The following is a 14,487-nucleotide window of genomic DNA, read 5'->3' on the forward strand; positions in this document are numbered from 1 at the left end:
ATGAGCACCGTTCAACAAGCTGCGCCGGCGGTCTGCCCCGACGGCGCTCACATGGGCGAGCACGCCTGCACGAACCGTTCCCGGTGCTGGGAGCCGTGCGGCGAACTCGGGCACAGCGAAGAGCACGCCAAGGCCATCCATCCCGACGATGAGGCCGTGGATCGCTTCGCCGCCGTGCTGAAGGACAAGCTGGCCGTGGCGCGCGCGAAGGGGCGCGGCGGCTGGGAGGACAAGGCGGAAGTGTCCGGCGACGAACTGACCGACATGCTGGTGGGCCACCTCTGGAAGGGCGACCCGCGCGACGTGGCGAACTTCTGCATGTTCCTCTGGGAGCGCGGCGAGCGCATCACCCTGGCCGGCGGCCCGCGCATGGAGCGCGCCACCGACGCCTTCCAGATTGCCGAGGCTCAATGCGCGGAGCGGCACGCCGCCGCTGGCCGGCTGATCGACCCGTCCATCAGCACGGAAGCGGGCCTGCTGGCCGCCGCGCCCTACTTGGTTAGCCAGAACTCCCCGTCGACTGCCGACGGCCAACAAGCCAAGCAGGCGCTGCGCAAGGTGCTGGGCGTCCTGCACCGCTACCTGGAACCGAACGGCATCAGCAAGTATGACGCCCTGAACGAAATCTTGGGCATCGTCGATTCGGTTCCGCTGGTGGCCACCGATAGCGAGGAAAGGGGTGAAGCATGAGCGGGAACAGCACCGGAATCCTTAGCCAGGTTGCCACCAGCATGATGAACTTCGGCGCCCCGATGCTGCTGGACGAGAAGGACTGGGAGGAAGCCGAACGCATGGCCGATGCCGGCCTGCTTCAGCGCCATGACCCCGTTTTCAAGAGCTTCGGCTACTCGCTCACGGACGCTGGCATCGAGGCGTACAACAAGGCTTTTCCGCCAGCACCGCTGCCGGATCCCGTGAAAGCGTGGGGCGATCAGCCGCCGAAATCGCTGAAGGGCCGTATCGCCTTCATCAAAAGGCAATGCGTCAAGCCGCTCGAAGACGCCTACTGGCTGGAAATCGAGGGCGACAAGGGAAGCGTCGAATCAATGACGCTATCTTCCTCCGCCCTGGACAAGAAGCTCGAAGAACTGGGATATGACCGATATTCCAACGATGGGCGCATCTACTTCGGGAAAGAGGACAGCTACGCGCTCTACACCTGCGACATCACCGGGGCGCTGCTGGAAGGTGCATGGAGCTCCGAGCCCGATTATCTGGCCTATGAACTTGGCGGGTTCGCATGGCGCCGGAGCAACCGATTCCAGATGGAAGAGCGCGACTGGCAAGAGGCGAAAGCCTTTATCGACCGGCTCGACGCCAGCAGCCGCGAGCAAGCGAAGCTACGCCGACTGATCGCCGACAGTTGCTTCCTTGACCCTGCCAGCGTGAACGATACGGGGCTTCTCAACCCCGGCGGTGGCGGCCAGAGCGAATTCGCGGAACTGATCGCCCTTTTCGACTTCATGGGCGCAACACCGCAGCCATGAACTACCCGCCCGGCTCCCTCATTGGGATGCAGGTGCGGACAAACCCCTTGCTCACCGTGGCCGGCCCGCCGGTCAAGGTTCGCCGCGCGTGGCGGGAACGCCTGTTCTCGCGCCCGTGGAAGCCGTGGCGAGCAACCCGCACCGTCATCCCGCAAATCCCCGACCCCCACGCAATGCTCGTCGGCAACTTTCTCATCATGCACCCGGACACCTGGGCGCGCATGAGGCGGGAGCTGGACGAGCGCGGGGCCACATCCCTATCCCCAAGAAAGGACTGCCCGTGAGCAAATCCACTTGCCCAGACCTGCAAGACCTGCGTGAAAAACTGCTGGCACCGCGCGCCATCGTGCGCGATGAAAACGGCCACCTCACCCATCCCGATCTGCCCGCCTGCGACGAGGGCGTGCGCTACGACGACCTGCTGGCCGTGTTCGGCATCGAATCGGCCTTCGTCAGCATGGAATCCGATGCACCCCACGACGTTTCGGAACGCTACTTCGATTCCGGCGACCCGGATTGCAGCTACTGGACGCCCACACCGCCCGACGGCGATGGCTGGATGCTGCTGGAAATCTACGACACCGAGGATGGCCCCTACGCCCTGTTCGGGCGCGCCATGCCCGACACCATGTACCCGCGCCGTGGCGGCAAGCCCTTCGACTTCTACGCGCACCTGGAGCGCCAGGCCGAGTTCTCGCGCAAGACCTTCGGGCCGGGCCGCCGCACCCAGGGCGTGATCGACCACATCAAGAAGGAACTGCGCGAAATCGGCAGCAAGCCGGACGACATCGAAGAGTGGATCGACGTGGTGATTCTGGCCCTCGATGGCGCGCCGGCGCGTCGCCGAAAGTCATCATCCGCACGCTGGCTGCGAAGCAGGCCAAGAACGAGGCCCGCGACTGGCCGGACTGGCGTACCTCTGACCCCAACAAGGCCATCGAGCACAGCAAGCCGAAGAAGCGCCGCATCTACATCAGCGGCCCGATGTCCGGCCTGCCGGAGCACAACTTCCCGGCCTTCCACGCCGAAGCCGCGCGCCTGCGCGACCTGGGCTACGACGCGGTGAATCCCGCCGACCTCAACCCTGATCCCGGCAAGGGCTGGAAGGACTGCCTGCGGGTCGATTTGCTTGAACTGCTGGGCTGCGACGCCATCGCCATGTTGCCCGGCTGGCAGAAATCCGAGGGCGCCCATCTGGAAATGCACGTCGCCCACCGCGTCGGCATCGACATCTTGGACGCCACGGACATCCAGGCCCCGGCGGACGCCGTGGCTTTGGCCGCGTAGCCCGCTTCACCCACCAACCTGAAAGGAAATCCCGAAATGTCGAAGCCGCTTAACGAAAACCTCGCATCCGTCCGCCTCGAAACCGAGGACGGCGACCTGCTGCCCATCATGGACGTGGCGGGCGCGAAGTTCAGCGAACTCATCAACGCCGTCGCTTCGCACCAGAAGGCCGGCACGCTGACGCTGAAGATTGCCGTCAAGCCCTCCACCGCCGGCGCGATGGCGGTCAAGGCGGACGTGAGCATCACCAAGCCCAAGGGCTTGCCGCCCGAATCGCTGCTCTGGGCGACGCCCGAAGGCAACCTCATTGGCGAAGACCCGCGCCAAACCAAGCTCGACCTCAAGGCCGTCGCACCCGACCCGGTGCGCGAGCTGAAGGCCGTCCAGTAATCCCACCACCCGCAACCAAGGAGCCTATTCCTCATGGAACAAACCACCGACAACATCCAGACCGCGCTCGCCGCCGGCGCTGCCAGCGTGCAGCCCGTGACCAGCCACGGCGGCATCCCCTTCGTGGCCGTGCCCGACGGCTACAAAGTCCACGACCTGGAGAGCCTGTTGCCCGTGCCCACGCGCAAGCGCGCCGAGGTCACGATCACCGACACCGATAGCTTCATCCACTACACGAAGAAGCACGGCGTCACCGACACCACCACCATCTTCGCGGACATCGACGCCGAGGCCAGCCGCTTCAACCTGATCGGCGTTCTCAACGACCACGGCACCGACGCCGGTGCGGCCCAGTGGCGTGACCACCAGTGCAAGTTCCAGCCCGCGCAAGCCGTGGAATGGAAACGCTGGCTGTCCCGCAACAAGCAGCACTTCAGCCAGATCGACTTCGCCGCCTGGCTGGAAGAAAACCTGTCCGACATCGCCAGCGTGGCCGGTATGCCGTCCGGTGCCGACATCCTGAAGATGGCGCTGGGCTTCGAGGCCAACTCCGACAAGAAGCTGCGCAGCAAGGTCAATCTGCAAGACGGCGGCGTGCAGTTCGAGTTCGTCGATGATTCGACGCAGGAAACCCGGACGACCATGCAGGCGTTCGAGCGTTTCACCCTGGGCCTGCCGGTGTTCGACGGCAGCACCAGTGCCTACCCGCTGGAAGCGCGCCTGAAGTACCGGGAGAAGGACGGCAAGCTGACCTTCTGGTACGAGCTCATCCGCCCCGACCGCGTGTTCAAGACCGCCGTCACCGACGAGCTGGGCCGCATCAAGGAAGCGACCGGCTTCCCTGTCGTCTCCGGCAAGCCGTAACCACCAGCGCCCCGCCTGGGCGCAAGCCTGGGCGGGAAAGGAGCCCCGCACATGGAACTCGCAACACTCAAGCAATTTGCCCTCTGGCTGTTCTGGCTGTTCGTCGTCGGCCTTGTTTTCTCATGGGTCATTTCCCTCACGCCCATCGGACGCGACGACACCGACAAGGGTTCATGGGGCGGTGGCCGCAGCGGCATCAAGCCCGTCACGGACGCGCTGACCGGATGCCAATACCTCGTTTCGCCGGGCGGCGGTATCACGCCGCGCCTTGACGCCGAGGGCAAGCACATCTGCGTCAAGGCGGAATAGCTCATGGCCTGCGCATTCGACCGTGGCGCGCACGACCTGCGCGAGGTGGGGCGACAGCCGTACAGCATGGCCCCCGATGCCTACACCGTCGTCCGGTGGTGCTCGAAGTGCGGCGCCGTCGTGATCGACACCGACCTGGACGGACGCACGATGCCGGGCGACATCCTGCCGATGCAGTTCCCCAGGATTGCAACCGAAAAACGATAGGGACACCCCAATGGAACAGAACAAGCCCGCCTTCGCGCAACGCTGCGAAGCCCTCGCCAATGACGAGAAAGCCTGCCACGAAGCCTACAACAACCAGTACCACAAGGTGCGCGCCGAAGTCGGCTTCGACGACTGGCGCAGCGTGTGGCGCTTCCTGCTGATTTGCGCGCTGCCCACGCTGCTGAAGCCCGAAGGCGAGCAAGAACCCGGCGCGCCGGTGGCCTATCAGGGCATCGTCTCCGCCATCCGCGCCGTGGGCGACGAGGCCGCGCGACGCGGCGCGATGTTCCCGCAAACCCGCGACGAGCAGGAAGAGGACAAGCGCGCCGTGCGCCGCGTGGCGGAAATGATCGAGTGGTACGCGACCGCCGGCGGCGCCGTGGCCACTGGCCTGCCGGGCTGGCCGAAACACCCGGCGCAGCCCAAGGAAAGCGACGAAATCGCGCGCCTGAAGCAAACCCTCAACGACCTGGGCAAGATCATCCACGACATGACAGTGGCCCAGCAGGCCGCATGGATTGAATGGCAGCACGGCAAGGGTGCCGAAGAAGCCATGAGCTGGATCCACAACGGCCTCGTCGGCCCCGGCTTCATCCCAGACGAAGACGAGCCCTACGGCAAGGAGGCGCAGGCGTACTTCGACGCCAACCGCTCCGGCCCGTTCCCCGCCTGCTACTGCGGCAGGCCGTCGAACAGCCTCTGGATGGGGCAGGGCTTCTGCTGCCGCGAGCACTACGACACGCGCCGCGCGCAGATCGAGGCCCAGCAGCAGGCCGGCAAAGAGGGCTGACCATGAAGGCCCTCTCCATCCGCCAGCCTTGGGCATGGCTGATTGCAAACGGCTACAAGGACATCGAGAACAGGTCATGGCCGACGGGATACCGGGGGCAGTTCCTGATTCATGCCGCCAAGGGCATGACCCGCGCCGAGTACGAAGACGGGGCCGACCTGGCCGCGCAACTCGGAATCACGATTCCCCCTTTCGACAACTTGGAGCGCGGCGGCATCGTCGGGCGCGCAACCATCGTCGGATGCGTCGAAGACAGTCCTTCACCCTGGTTTTTCGGGAAGCATGGATTCGTCCTGAAGGATGCGGTGACGCTGCCGTTTCAGGCCGTGCGCGGGCACCTGGGGTTCTTCGACCCAACACAAGAACAGGAAGGGCCTCATGGCTGAAAACTCGAAAATCGAATGGACGCACCACACGTTCAACCCCTGGGAGGGCTGCCAGAAAGTCGGGCCTGGCTGCGATCACTGCTACGCTGAAACGCGCAATGCCCGCTTCGGTGGCGGCGTGGCGATCAACTGGGGGCCGGGCGCACCACGCCGCCGCACCAGTGCATCGAACTGGGCGCAGCCGGCGAAGTGGAACGCCACGGCGGCCCGTCTGGGCGTGCGCTACCGCGTCTTCTGCGCCTCGCTGGCCGACGTGTTCGACAACCAGGTGCCGGACGAATGGCGCCGCGACCTGGCTGCCCTCATCCTCGCCACGCCTCACCTGGACTGGCTGCTGCTGACCAAGCGCATCGGCAATGCCGACAAGATGCTGGCCGCCATGTTCCCCGAGGGCATCCCCGATAACGTCTGGGTGGGCGCGACCATCACCAGCCAGGAAGAAGCCGACCGCGACATTCCGAAGCTGCTGGCGCTGCCGGTAGCCGTGCGGTTCCTGTCGATGGAGCCCTTGCTGGGCCGCGTGGATCTTCGGTTCCACATCTTCAGCGAGCCGACGGGCAACTTCCGCACCCACGCGGGCAAGCGACAGATGGAGCTGCGCAAGCCTGCCGACGGCGGCCTGCACTGGGTCATCGTCGGTGGCGAGAGCGGTTCCGCCGATTCCCGCCCGATGAACCCCGACTGGGTGCGCGCGCTGCGCGAACAGTGCCGCGCCGGCGGCGTCGCCTTCCACTTCAAGCAATGGGGCGACTGGCGCCCACCTGAAGAGGACGAGGAATACGACACGTCGATGGGCCGCGCCCAGCGCGTGCCAGCGTTCATCGTCGCCGACGCCGGAACCGTGCATTGCTTCGAGAACGATAGCACGAAGGACGGCGGCGCGGTGATGCTGCGTGTCGGCAAATCGAAATCGGGCCGGACGCTGGACGGCCTGCTGCATGACGGATACCCGGAGATAGCTCAATGACCGACAAAGAAGTTTTCAAGTCCATGCGCGATGACATCGTGGAAGCGAAATCGCGCCTTGAGGTGCAAACCAGCCAGCACGGCGTCGCCGCGCTGACCACCGCGCTCACGCAAGCCAACGCGGCCCTGCTGCTGGCGCTCACGGAGCCGACCGATGACGCGCCGGCGGGTGTCCTGCCGCCCGAAATCTCGCGCGAACTGCTGGGCCAGGTCGTGGATGAAGTCTTCGGCGGCGCCATCGAGGACGCCACCGTGATCGAGGACATCTACCGGGTGATTGCGCGCAGCGTCGCCCCCCCCGCACGGGAGGGCTTGAACCATGACCCCCGGCAAGCTCAACAAGATCCTTCAGGGGCAAACGGCGCTGGCGCGTAAGGTCTTCGAGGTCGTCCCCATCAAGGAAGCCTGGCCCGCGAGCCAAATTCGGCACTCCCTGAAGGAGGTCGAGCGCAGCAACGCCGACCTGCATACCGTGCGTGGCTGCCTGGCGACGCTGCGCGAAATCGGCCTCGTCCGCGAGCCCGAACCCGGCTGCTTCCAGCGCCACGCCATCAGAACGCCCCAGCCCACCCCGAAGAAGGAAATCATCACCATGCACAAGACCGCCGTGGCGCCTCAAGCCGTCCAATCAGCAGCACCCGCCAGCGCCGCGCCGGCGAGCAAGTCTCCCCTCGAAATCCTGGGCAACCTGTCCAGCCAGATCACGGCGCTGGCCGACGACTTCAGCACCCGCCTGAAGCAACTGGCCGCCCAGGTCGAGGAAGCTGCGCTCACCATCGAGCAGGAACAGGAAGGAAACGCCCAGAGCCTTGAAAAGTTGAAGCAGCTCCAATCCATCCTGAAGAGCCTGTAGGGGGACGCCGACCATGAGCAGCCACTACGAATGGGCCAAGGAAGTCACCGCCCGGCACGACGCCAAAAAGCCATTCGCCCCGGAGAACGGCCAGCCCTTGCAGTTCAAGGCTGGCGACCCAGTGATCTACACGAACCCGGCAGGCATCGAATTCGCCCTGCGCGTGACCGGCTTCTATGAGCGCCCGGCGTCGCCGGATGGCATGTACGCCAATGGCGCGCGCTATCTGCTGGACTGGGACTGCCCTTGGTTCCCCGTGGCGGAATCGTGCTTGCGCCTGGACGAATCCCGCACCGAGCGGGAGGCGCGTCATGGGTGACATGGGCGACTACTGGCGGGACGTGCGACCCGCCATGCAGGAAGAAAGCCGGCAAAAGCGGGCGAGCAACCGCGAATCGTCGGCCAAGATGCTTGCCGCCGCCGGCATCGCCTTCGAGGCGAAGAACGAGGGCGCGCACCTCATCGTGATGGCGAACGGGCGCACGGTTGATTTTTGGCCCGGCACCGGCCTCTGGATAGAGCGCGGCACGTCGAGGCAGAAGCGCGGCGTGCGCCGCCTGATTGCCGAACTGAAGAACAGCGCGCGAACTGCGCCACAACATCAACCCCATTCCAAGGAGTAACTCCACCATGCCTATCCTGCGTTTCGAGGGCTACAGCGACGACACCTTCGGCGAAGTCCAGCACTTCAAGGACGACTACGACAACTGCGCCAGCGGCAAGCCGATTGAATACCTCGTGCTTGGCCCGGCCATCGACGGCCAGCCCCAACTTGGCATCATCGTGACCGGCCAGCACTGCCCCGGCAACAGCGGTAGCTGGCTGATCGGCGTCGCCAACCACGACCCGGACAGCGAAGACCGCGACTTCCCGCGCTGGCCCATGCGCATCGAGGCGCAGGACTACCGCAACGGGTTCCAGCCGTCCCTTGTCATCGAAGCGCCCGACGGCGTGACGATCAAGTGCCTGCAACGCTCCGGCGACGACGAGGACTGATGCCATGAGCGCCCACGACGAGCACCAGCAGATGGTGAAGGACTGCATCGACCGCGAGGCCAAGCTGACCGACTGGGAGCGCAGCTTCATCGACAGCATCGAGCGCCAGCTCGCGCAGGATCGCGCTCTTTCCCAGAAGCAGGCGGACACGCTGGATTCCATCTGGGAGCGCGTGACGTGAGCGAGTACCAGCCGCTTTCATCGGTGCGCGACCTGGACGTGCTGGACGAGGACGACTGTATGGCGGGCTATCTCGCCGGCCTGGACGGCCTGCCCGAACCCGGCAGCGACAAGAGCAAGTCCTACTGGCACGGCTGGCGCAACGGGATGATGGACAAGGGGCGGCTCCCCATCGACGGCGCTGCCCGCAACCTGGCCCATGAGTTCGTGCGCAGGCAGCGCGCGCACTGACGGCCACAGAATGAGAGAAGGAACAGCATGGCTTCAGTCAATAAAGTAATCCTCGTCGGCAACCTTGGAGCCGACCCCGAAACCCGCTACATGCCGAACGGCGACGCCGTGACAAACGTCCGCCTGGCGACGACCGATAGCTGGAAGGACAAGGCCAGCGGCGAGAAGAAGGAAATCACGGAATGGCATCGCGTGGTGTTCTACCGCCGCCTCGCCGAAATCGCCGGCGAATACCTGCGCAAGGGCTCGTCGGTGTATGTCGAGGGCCGCATCCGCACGCGCAAGTGGCAGGACAAGGACGGCCAAGACCGCTACACGACCGAGATCGAGGCCACGGAAATGCAGATGCTGGGCCAGCGTGGCGGTGGCGACGGTGGCAGCCAGCAGTATGGCGGCGAATCGTCGGCCCAGCCTTCGCGCCAGCAGCAGCGTTCCGCGCCCGCGCGCGGTGCCCCGGCCTCTAAGCCAGCTCCACCGCCGTCCGGTGGCGGTGGCTTCGCCGACATGGATGACGACATCCCTTTTGATTGAGCAGCGCACGACTGCTTCATCAACGTGCAGGCCCCGACGAGGGCCTACCCAACACCATCACCTACAAGGGGCGCCGCGAGCGCCCCAATTTTTTGCAAGGAGCCCGCCAGATGCTGCGCCCGCAACTCGCCCTGCCGTTCCCCGGAGAACTCATCATCGACAACTTCGCCGGTGGCGGCGGCACCAGCACCGGACTGGAAGCAGCCTTCGGGCGCCCCGTGGACATCGCCATCAACCACGACCCCGAAGCTCTGGCGATGCACGCGATCAACCACCCTTACACCAAGCACCTCTGCGAGAGCGTATGGGATGTGGATCCCATCGAAGTAACCGGCAACCAGCCGGTGGGCCTGGTCTGGCTTTCGCCGGACTGCAAGCACTTCTCGAAGGCGAAGGGCGGAACGCCTGTTTCCAAGGAGATTCGCGGACTGGCCTGGGTCACGATGCGCTGGGCTGCGCTCTGCCGCCCGCGCGTCATCATGTTGGAGAACGTCGAGGAATTTCAGACCTGGGGGCCGGTCATCGTCGGAGAGGACGGCAAGCTCTACCCCGACCCGAAGCGCAAGGGCAAGACCTTCGATAGCTTCATCCGGCAGTTGCGCCAGCACGGCTACAAAGTGGACTGGCGTGAAATGCGCGCGTGCGACAACGGCGCCCCGACTATTCGCAAGCGCCTCTTCCTGGTGGCGCGCCGCGACGGCCTGCCCATCATCTGGCCCGAGCAGACCCACGGCGAGCCGACCTCGCGCGAAGTGCTGGCCGGCTCCCTGGCCCCGTACCGCACTGCCGCCGAGTGCATCGACTTCAGCCTGCCCGCCGAGAGCATCTTCGACCGCAAGAAGCCCTTGGCCGTGAATACCCAGCGGCGCGTCGCCAAGGGCCTGTACCGCCACGTCCTGACGAGCGCCAAGCCGTTCATCGTCACCAACACCACCGAGCACTCCGGCGCGGCTGCCGATGAACCGCTGCCGACCGTGACGACCGGCAATCACCACATGCTGGGCGCGCCCGTGCTCGCCCCGTTCATGGCTGGTGCCGGCGGCCCAGCCTATTCCGGCAAACCCGTGGCTGCAAACCAGCCGTTCGGCACGCTCACCACGGAGAACCACCGCGCCATCGTGGCGCCGGCCCTGGTGCCGTTCCTCACCGAGCACGCCAACGCCAGCAACCAGCGCACCATGCCCGCCGACGCGCCGCTGCGCACCGTCTGCGCCCAGGTGAAGGGCGGCCACTTCTCCGTCGTCGCCCCGACCTTGGCCCCGCTGCGCGGCACCAGCGATGCCCACATGGGCGGTCATAGCATCGAGCAGCCGCTTTCGACTATCTCCGCCGGCGGCACGCACCATGCGATGGTAGGCGCGCACCTCGTCACCATCGGCTACGGCGAACGCGAGGGCCAGCAGCCGCGCGTGCAGGACATCGAGGCCCCACTGGGAACCGTCGTAGCTGGTGGGGTGAAGCAGGCCCTGGTGGCCGCGCATCTGGCCCACCTGACGCACCACGGCGAGCGCGCTGGAACGACGCCGGCGGAGCCCTTGCCGACGGTCACGGGCGCACATCGTGGCGAGCAGGCCCTGATCGTCGCCAACCTGGTGGATATGGGGCATGGCGAATCGTGCAGCACCGGCGCGAAGCGGTGGAGCAACGGCGTCCGCTCCCTGGAAACTCCGCTCAATTCGGTTACGGCCAGCAGCGTCCCGAGCGCCCTGGCGTCGGCCTTTTTCGAGCAGGCCAACGGCGGGTTCTACGACGGCTCTGGGCGGGCTGCGGAAGCGCCCATGTCCACCATCACCTCGTCGGGCAGCAATCAGCAGTTGGTAACGGCCTACCTGGTCAAGTATTACAGCAGCGGCGGCCAGTGGCAGAAGGCGGACGAACCGATGCACACTCTGCCGACCAAGGGCCGTATGGGCCTGGTGCAGTCGGTGCAGGTGCCGGCGGACTGCTTGTCACCGGAACATCGGGCGAAGGCCCGCCGCTGCGCCGAACTGCTGCATGAACATCTGCCCGAGCACTTCCCAGAGCCCGCCGACCTGGTGCTGATGAGCTACGACGGCATCTGGTGGGTGCTGGTGGACATCACGCTGCGGATGCTGAAAGCGCGCGAGCTGTACCGCGCCCAGGCGTTCCCCGACAGCTACATCATCCACGAGATCCCCGACCCGCTGCTGCTCTTCAAGGAGGGCGTGCAGGTTGCCGACCCCTTGGCTATCCCCCGCGTCCCGCTGACCGTCACCGCACAGGTTCGCATGTGCGGAAACAGCGTGTCGCCGGCGCAGGCCGAGGCCCTTGTGCGGGCCAACTTCCGCCACGAAGCGGCCTTCATGGGGCAAGTCGCGTAATCGGAAATCATGGCCCGCTGGTGCCCAGCACGTTTGCAATCATGGGCATCAGCAGGCAACTACACGAACTATAAGGATTCCGAAATGACCGAAACAAAGAATGAAGCAGGCGCGGGCCAAGAAGGCCAGCGCATCTACAGCCACGAGCAAGTCCTCGCCAAGGTGCCCATGTGCGCCCGAACCATCCTGAATATGGAAAAGCGCAGCGAGTTCCCCCGTCGCTTCCGCGTGTCGCCGCGCCGCGTGGGCTGGGATGCCGACGAGGTGGAAGCGTGGATTGCTGCCCGCAAGAAAGAGCGTCAGCAGGCCGCCGCGCCCGGCGCCAAGACTGCGTAAGGTGGCCGCCATGAGCGCAGTCATGCAAGGCGTCGCGCCAGCCAGCGGCGCGCTTCTGTATCGCATCAACGTGGCCGAGGCGAAGTTGGGCGTCTCGCGCTCCACCATCTACCGCCTGGTCAAAGATGGGGAACTTGAGCTGGTGAAAATCGGGAAGCGTTCCAGCGGTATCACAGCCGACAGCATCAATGCGATGATCGAGCGTAACAAGGCCACTCGCTGATACCATAGTGGCATCCGCGCAACACGGGTGCCACACCCGCAGCGCCCCGAAAGTGGGTAGCTAGATGGGTAGCCAGAGCGAAAAATCAGGCAAACTACCCGTGCAAGTGCCTGAAACTAAAAGAAAACGCTTATACCATGAAGATTGCCACCTGGAACGTCAACTCGCTCAAGGTCCGTGTCGGTCATGTGCAGGATTGGCTGCGCAGCAATCCCGTCGACGTGCTCTGCCTGCAAGAGCTCAAGCTCACGGACGAGAATTTTCCGATCGCGGAAATCGCCTCGCTTGGCTACACCTCGCACTTCACCGGGCAGAAGACGTATAACGGCGTCGCGCTGCTGGTGAATCACGCCAAGGCCGGTGAAGCCACCGACATCGTGATGAACCTGCCGAATTTCGCCGACGAACAGCGCCGCCTGATTGCGGCCACCGTCAGCGGCGTGCGCGTGGTCTGCGGCTACTTCCCGAACGGACAGGCCGTCGGCTCCGACAAGTTCGAGTACAAGCTCAACTGGCTCGATGCCCTCACGCATTGGCTCTCTGACGAACTCGAGCGTCACCCGCAACTCGCACTCCTCGGCGACTACAACATCGCGCCGGAAGACCGCGATGTGCATGACCCGGCCAAATGGGAAGGCCAGAACCTCGTCTCGCCGCAGGAGCGTCAGGCCTTCGCGCGCCTGCAAGGGCTCGGCCTGCGCGACACCTTCCGGATGTTCGATCAGCCGGAGAAGTCGTTCAGCTGGTGGGACTACCGCATGGGCGCGTTCCGCCGCAATGCGGGCCTGCGTATCGACCACATCCTCGTGACCGCAGCCATGGCCGAGCGCTGCACCGGTTGCGAAATCGATCGCGAACCGCGCACGTGGGAGCAGCCGTCCGATCACACACCAGTGGTGGCGACGTTCAAGGACTGAACGTCACGGCCGGAACGACGGTCGTTGCAGCATCGGATGATGCCACCCGAACAGACACTGTTCGGGCGACAAACAAAAACGGCACCGAAATCCGGTGCCGTTTTTTATTGGCCTGCCGACGCTCGCATCACGCGAGCGCCGCAGGACCGCGGGCTACTGACTCGCGCGCGGATCGGTCAGCCGCGACTCATACACGTAGCAGCGAATGGCCGCCTTGTTGCGCGTATCCATCTGCATGAACTCCAGCCCATAGACCCACGTCCCGTCGGCACGCGGCCCTTCCGTGCCTCGCACAGCCGCCATGCCGAGAATCGGCACGACATCCGCACCGATAGGCACACGGAACTGCATGGCCACGTGGGTGCATCCGTCGGGCAACGCCGTCTTGGCGACAATGCCCGCGCCGTCAGCGCTGATGTCGCGCACAAGCACCAGCCACTCCGGGGTGTCCTCCGGGTCGGCCAGCATGCGCGTGAACGACGCGCGCGAGCTTTCGTCGAGCGGCGACAGTCGCGCGACCAGCCGGGTATCGACGCGCGGCGTGCGCCGCACGGGCGTCTCACGCACCTGCGACGGCCGCGAGAGCACCACGTAATCGAACGGCCCGTGGTGCACGCTGTGCACGTCGCACGTGAACTCGTAAAGGTTGTCGCCGGGAAACGTCCAGAGGGCGAGCTTGTCGCCAGCGGCCACAGGCAGCCGCGTGTCGCCCGCCGCCGGTGGCGTGATGATCAGCATGCCGTTCGGTGCCCGGCCGATCAACCGCGCGCGCACCCGCATGGTTTCGGCATCGGGTGCCACACGCACCTGCAACCACGCGCCGATCGGCAACGGCACGGGCAAGCCGTGCAGATACACCGTCGAAGCGCTGGAAGAGGCCGTGTCGAGCGGCGATGCCGAATTGGCGGCCTCGCTGCGTCCTGCCGCTTCGCCCGTGCTGGCCCCTTCGGGCAGCGGCCGGTGCGGCGCGAACATGGTGAACAGCCAATCGAGATCGGCCTCTGAGGGCAAACGCTCGCCGGCCGCCAGCAACGGCGTACCGTCGGCGTCGAACAAAGGCCAGGAGAGTGGAACATGTGCGTCAAGCTCGCGGCGATTGACCGCCACGAACCCCGGATAGCCTGACGCGATACAAGTCGATTGCATGATGCCTGAGAGGGTTACAAACCCCTTGAGAGCCTGGGAACAAGGC

23 protein-coding genes and 1 pseudogene are annotated in these 14,487 nt (G+C 65.3%); 23 read left to right on the plus strand and 1 reads right to left on the minus strand.

All coding sequences use genetic code 11. The features are described 5' to 3' along the window. From AT302_RS27930 to xth, 23 genes and pseudogenes are all read left to right on the plus strand, one after another. The gene (locus AT302_RS27930) at nucleotides 1-690 is read left to right on the plus strand and encodes a hypothetical protein (protein WP_174554611.1); all 690 of its coding nucleotides are present in this window, start codon (nucleotides 1-3) and stop codon (nucleotides 688-690) included. Continuing rightward, complete coding sequence (locus tag AT302_RS15325) at nucleotides 687-1,487, plus strand: hypothetical protein (RefSeq protein WP_064675091.1); 801 nt, start codon at nucleotides 687-689, stop codon at nucleotides 1,485-1,487. Before AT302_RS27930 ends, AT302_RS15325 begins: the two co-directional genes overlap by 4 nt. Before the next feature lie 628 nt (nucleotides 1,488-2,115). Continuing rightward, a pseudogene (locus AT302_RS28440) lies at nucleotides 2,116-2,375 on the plus strand (dATP/dGTP pyrophosphohydrolase domain-containing protein); the annotation flags it as partial. A 96-nt stretch (nucleotides 2,376-2,471) separates the two neighbouring features. Further along, nucleotides 2,472-2,774: a DUF4406 domain-containing protein gene (locus AT302_RS27985; RefSeq protein WP_058380354.1), complete on the plus strand. Its 303-nt coding sequence runs from the start codon at nucleotides 2,472-2,474 to the stop codon at nucleotides 2,772-2,774. Between the two features lie 36 nt (nucleotides 2,775-2,810). Continuing rightward, nucleotides 2,811-3,164, plus strand: coding sequence for a hypothetical protein (locus tag AT302_RS15340; RefSeq protein ID WP_058379165.1), 354 nt, complete (start codon nucleotides 2,811-2,813; stop codon nucleotides 3,162-3,164). A gap of 33 nt (nucleotides 3,165-3,197) precedes the next feature. Continuing rightward, a complete protein-coding gene (locus AT302_RS15345) occupies nucleotides 3,198-4,028 on the plus strand; it encodes a DUF2303 family protein (protein WP_058379166.1) in 831 nt (276 codons plus the stop codon). 51 nt (nucleotides 4,029-4,079) lie between these two features. Next, nucleotides 4,080-4,337: a DUF6440 family protein gene (locus tag AT302_RS15350; protein WP_058379167.1), complete on the plus strand. Its 258-nt coding sequence runs from the start codon at nucleotides 4,080-4,082 to the stop codon at nucleotides 4,335-4,337. A gap of 3 nt (nucleotides 4,338-4,340) precedes the next feature. Next, nucleotides 4,341-4,544, plus strand: coding sequence for a hypothetical protein (locus AT302_RS15355; RefSeq protein WP_058379168.1), 204 nt, complete (start codon nucleotides 4,341-4,343; stop codon nucleotides 4,542-4,544). A gap of 10 nt (nucleotides 4,545-4,554) precedes the next feature. Continuing rightward, the gene (locus tag AT302_RS15360) at nucleotides 4,555-5,334 is read left to right on the plus strand and encodes a hypothetical protein (RefSeq protein ID WP_058379169.1); all 780 of its coding nucleotides are present in this window, start codon (nucleotides 4,555-4,557) and stop codon (nucleotides 5,332-5,334) included. Between the two features lie 2 nt (nucleotides 5,335-5,336). Continuing rightward, nucleotides 5,337-5,720, plus strand: a complete 384-nt coding sequence (locus AT302_RS15365; RefSeq protein WP_058379170.1) for an ASCH domain-containing protein — start codon at nucleotides 5,337-5,339, stop codon at nucleotides 5,718-5,720. Further along, on the plus strand, nucleotides 5,713-6,687 hold the full coding sequence (locus tag AT302_RS15370; protein ID WP_058379171.1) for a phage Gp37/Gp68 family protein: 975 nt from the start codon (nucleotides 5,713-5,715) through the stop codon (nucleotides 6,685-6,687). The genes AT302_RS15365 and AT302_RS15370 overlap by 8 nt, the downstream gene beginning before the upstream one ends. Beyond that, a complete protein-coding gene (locus tag AT302_RS15375; RefSeq protein ID WP_058379172.1) occupies nucleotides 6,684-7,061 on the plus strand; it encodes a hypothetical protein in 378 nt (125 codons plus the stop codon). The genes AT302_RS15370 and AT302_RS15375 overlap by 4 nt, the downstream gene beginning before the upstream one ends. Continuing rightward, complete coding sequence (locus tag AT302_RS15380; RefSeq protein ID WP_058379173.1) at nucleotides 7,006-7,539, plus strand: hypothetical protein; 534 nt, start codon at nucleotides 7,006-7,008, stop codon at nucleotides 7,537-7,539. The genes AT302_RS15375 and AT302_RS15380 overlap by 56 nt, the downstream gene beginning before the upstream one ends. Nucleotides 7,540-7,552: 13 nt before the next feature. After that, nucleotides 7,553-7,858, plus strand: a complete 306-nt coding sequence (locus tag AT302_RS15385) for a hypothetical protein (RefSeq protein WP_058379174.1) — start codon at nucleotides 7,553-7,555, stop codon at nucleotides 7,856-7,858. Continuing rightward, complete coding sequence (locus AT302_RS15390; protein WP_064675092.1) at nucleotides 7,851-8,162, plus strand: hypothetical protein; 312 nt, start codon at nucleotides 7,851-7,853, stop codon at nucleotides 8,160-8,162. The genes AT302_RS15385 and AT302_RS15390 overlap by 8 nt, the downstream gene beginning before the upstream one ends. A gap of 7 nt (nucleotides 8,163-8,169) precedes the next feature. After that, entirely contained in the window at nucleotides 8,170-8,535 is a 366-nt protein-coding gene (locus tag AT302_RS15395) for a hypothetical protein (protein WP_058379176.1), read from the plus strand. A 4-nt stretch (nucleotides 8,536-8,539) separates the two neighbouring features. Continuing rightward, nucleotides 8,540-8,716, plus strand: coding sequence for a hypothetical protein (locus AT302_RS27630; protein ID WP_157125798.1), 177 nt, complete (start codon nucleotides 8,540-8,542; stop codon nucleotides 8,714-8,716). Continuing rightward, a complete protein-coding gene (locus AT302_RS15400) occupies nucleotides 8,713-8,946 on the plus strand; it encodes a hypothetical protein (protein WP_058379177.1) in 234 nt (77 codons plus the stop codon). Before AT302_RS27630 ends, AT302_RS15400 begins: the two co-directional genes overlap by 4 nt. Before the next feature lie 27 nt (nucleotides 8,947-8,973). Next, nucleotides 8,974-9,477 (plus strand): single-stranded DNA-binding protein, encoded by a 504-nt coding sequence (ssb, locus tag AT302_RS15405; protein ID WP_058379178.1) that lies wholly within the window; start codon nucleotides 8,974-8,976, stop codon nucleotides 9,475-9,477. 110 nt (nucleotides 9,478-9,587) lie between these two features. After that, entirely contained in the window at nucleotides 9,588-11,819 is a 2,232-nt protein-coding gene (locus tag AT302_RS15410) for a DNA cytosine methyltransferase (RefSeq protein WP_064675093.1), read from the plus strand. Nucleotides 11,820-11,903: 84 nt separating this feature from the next. Then, entirely contained in the window at nucleotides 11,904-12,155 is a 252-nt protein-coding gene (locus AT302_RS15415; protein ID WP_058379179.1) for a helix-turn-helix transcriptional regulator, read from the plus strand. 10 nt (nucleotides 12,156-12,165) lie between these two features. Next, nucleotides 12,166-12,378, plus strand: a complete 213-nt coding sequence (locus tag AT302_RS15420; protein ID WP_058380355.1) for a helix-turn-helix transcriptional regulator — start codon at nucleotides 12,166-12,168, stop codon at nucleotides 12,376-12,378. 137 nt (nucleotides 12,379-12,515) lie between these two features. Further along, nucleotides 12,516-13,295 (plus strand): exodeoxyribonuclease III, encoded by a 780-nt coding sequence (xth, locus tag AT302_RS15425; RefSeq protein WP_058379180.1) that lies wholly within the window; start codon nucleotides 12,516-12,518, stop codon nucleotides 13,293-13,295. 153 nt (nucleotides 13,296-13,448) lie between these two features. Here xth and AT302_RS15430 read toward each other — a convergent pair whose 3' ends face one another. After that, nucleotides 13,449-14,441 carry a flagellar brake protein gene (locus AT302_RS15430; RefSeq protein WP_058379181.1) on the minus strand — a complete coding sequence of 331 codons (993 nt, stop codon included), beginning with the start codon at nucleotides 14,439-14,441 and terminating at the stop codon, nucleotides 13,449-13,451. Nucleotides 14,442-14,487 lie beyond the last annotated feature (46 nt).

Origin of the sequence: Pandoraea norimbergensis, assembly GCF_001465545.3 — a bacterium.
Taxonomy (GTDB): Bacteria; Pseudomonadota; Gammaproteobacteria; order Burkholderiales; family Burkholderiaceae; genus Pandoraea; species Pandoraea norimbergensis.